Source organism: Nitrosophilus sp. (assembly GCF_982775275.1).
Genome location: NZ_CEXZHP010000192.1, coordinates 1 through 2,825, shown reverse-complemented (window position 1 = coordinate 2,825; position 2,825 = coordinate 1). Strand labels below are relative to the sequence as shown.

General features: G+C 25.8%; 4 protein-coding genes. All 4 read left to right on the top strand.

The features are described 5' to 3' along the window. The coding region (locus AC30RD_RS08000) for a PAS domain-containing protein (RefSeq protein ID WP_489493944.1) at window positions 1-260 on the top strand (260 nt) is incomplete at its 5' end. Next, window positions 257-1,840, top strand: a complete 1,584-nt coding sequence (locus AC30RD_RS07995; RefSeq protein WP_489493943.1) for a hypothetical protein — start codon at window positions 257-259, stop codon at window positions 1,838-1,840. The genes AC30RD_RS08000 and AC30RD_RS07995, both read left to right, overlap by 4 nt. Then, the gene (locus AC30RD_RS07990) at window positions 1,837-2,241 is read left to right on the top strand and encodes a hypothetical protein (RefSeq protein WP_489493942.1); all 405 of its coding nucleotides are present in this window, start codon (window positions 1,837-1,839) and stop codon (window positions 2,239-2,241) included. The genes AC30RD_RS07995 and AC30RD_RS07990 overlap by 4 nt, the downstream gene beginning before the upstream one ends. A gap of 11 nt (window positions 2,242-2,252) precedes the next feature. After that, window positions 2,253-2,738, top strand: coding sequence for a nitrate- and nitrite sensing domain-containing protein (locus AC30RD_RS07985; RefSeq protein WP_489493941.1), 486 nt, complete (start codon window positions 2,253-2,255; stop codon window positions 2,736-2,738). Window positions 2,739-2,825 lie beyond the last annotated feature (87 nt).

The window sequence follows — 2,825 nt, the reverse complement described above, 5'->3', positions numbered from 1 at the left end:
ATATTATAAGACATCCGGATATGCCAAAAGCCGCATTTAAAGATATGTGGGAAACAATAAAAAAAGATAAAGAGTGGATAGGACTTGTTAAAAATTTAAGAAAGGATGGCAAATATTACTGGGTAAAAACCTATATTAAACCTGTTTTTAAAGATGGAGTCAAAGTTGGATATATAGCAGCTAGAAAACCAGCAAGCAAAGAAGATATAAAAGAAATTGAGGAAAAATATAAAAAAATGAAACAAAAGGAAGAAAGTTGATCCTTTATAATTCTAAAAAAGAGATGGTTGCTGTTAGTTCAGAAATAATAGATTTTTTAGGTTTTGACTCAATTGAGGAGATGAACGAAAAAATCCAAGATATAGCCGATCTTTTTGTTAATAAGCCAGGATTTATCTACAATTTTAAAAATTTTTCATGGATAGATTATATAATTTTTAATCACTTAAAATCTCCAAAAGTAATTTTAAAAACTTTAACTAGTGAAATAGAAACGGAAATATTAATAACCGAATTGATTGATATTAACGAAAAATCAAAATATTATCACGTATCTTTTAAAAATTTAAATCTTTTAGAAAATGATACAAATTTTGAGGAAGAAAGTTTTAAAGGCTTTGAAGAAAAAGGTTTTGAAAATAGTTTTGCCAAAGAAGAGACTTTCCAAGAGATGCTAAAACCAATAGAAGATATCGTTATAGAAGACGAGATCAAACCTTCCATAGATGAACCTTTAACAATAGATTTTGATCAAATTAGCGTTGAAGAGACGCCTAAAATCGCTATCGAAGAGCCGATTATTAAGGAGAGCAAATCCGAAGATAAAATATATGATTTTGATGAGGTTGCAAATGAACTAGGCCTTGATAAATCGTTGATTCAAGATCTTTTGGTTGAATTTATAGCTCAAGCGTACGAACTTCAGCCACAAATCCAAAAGGCTTTGGAAAATGAAGATTACATATTGGCTCATAATCTTATTCATAAAATAAAAGGTGCCGCGGCAAATTTAAGAGTAAAAAAAGCAAATGAAATTTTGGCCGATACCACGGGAATTGATGATAAAAATATATTAAAAGAGCTATTAAATAGTTTTTACAATTTTATAGAAAAATTAAATAGTGAATTAATGCTTTCGGTGCAAAAACCTGCTTTTTCACAAAATGAGAAAACAGAAATTATAAAAGAAGAGGAAAAGGAAGAAAAATTATATGATCCAAAAATTGCATCAAACGAACTTGGGATCCCTGAAGATGTAGTTTTAGAGTTTGTATCCGAATATATTAAACAAAGCAATGATTTTAAAAACGAAATTGAACAATATATTCAAAATAGCGATATCGAAAACATTAAAAATCTTATTCATAAATTAAAAGGCACCGCTACAAACCTTCGCCTAGAAAAAGCTAATATTATTTTAAATAATGCCCTAAAATCCAATGATATAACAAAAATTAAAAATCTGATTGAAAATTTCTATATTTTATTGGATAAAATAGCAAAAGAGTTTAATTTTAAAATTGATATAGATGAATCACAATTAAAAAAAGAATACAAACAGATCATAAAAAATTCTGCTAAAGAGATAGGTTTGGAAGAAGATCTATATAACGAGTTGATAAAAGATTTTACGAATGAAGTCTTAAAAATTTTATCTTATGATGATTATCAAAATATTAAAAAAGAATTACAAAAATATAAAAGTTTAGTGCAAAATATTAAATTACAAAATATTAATCATTTATTTGAAACTATAATCGATACAGATAATATTGAAAATATAAATAAAACAAAAAAAGAATTAGAAGAAAAAATTATGTTATTAAAAGAGGCAATATGAAAACCTATTTAAAAAAATTTTTTCTCTCCTTTTTCTTAATTGAAAGTTTAATTGCATCAAATTTTAGTATGGGCGTTAAGGCTTACAAACAAAAGGATTTTATAAACGCAAAAAAATATTTTGAAAAAGCCTATAATTATGAAAAAATTAATAATGCCGGATATTTTTTGGGAATAATATATTTAAAAGGGCTTGGTATAAAAAAAGATATTAATAAAGCAGAAATATTTTTAAAAAACTCATTTATTAATGGTAATTCAAGAGCAAAATGTTATTTAGGCGAAATATATATTATAAAATATAACAATATAAATAAAGCAAAAATACTTTTAAAAGAAGGATTTAAAGAAGGTGCATTTGAATGTATGCAAGTTGCAAAAAAATATAATATAAATCTATAAAAGGAAAAAAAATGGGATTAAAAAGTAGATTAAGGCTGATTAGTTTATTGCCTATCACTATGCTTTTTTTACTGTCTGGCTATTTTTTATATACTTCCTATTTAGATAATAAACAAACAGAAGAGATTAAAAAAAGACTAGAATTAAACAGTTATTTAAATGATGTAATTACTCAGGTTGCAAAAGAGAGAGGTATGACTTCAATATATTTAGGTAGTAAAGGTAAACTCATTAAAAACTCTCTCGATAAACAACGAAAGGTCGTTAATAATTCTATTAACAGACTATATAACTATCTTAAACAAAATCCCAAATTCCAACAAGAATCAAAACTCTTTTTATCAAATTTAAAAGAAATCCCAAAAATAAGAAAAAAAGTTGATGAATTAAAAATCGATTTCAAAAAAGTATTTTTTGATTTTTATACAGACGCAATAAATACGGCTTTGATAGGGTTGAAGCGTTTTTGGATACATGTTTGTCAATCGATAATTTAATTGATTATCATTCAAGAGTCGTCAAACACCAGAGTTTAGAAGTTGAAAATAATTCTCAAGAAAGCATCGTATTGCCGAGCAAAGGTT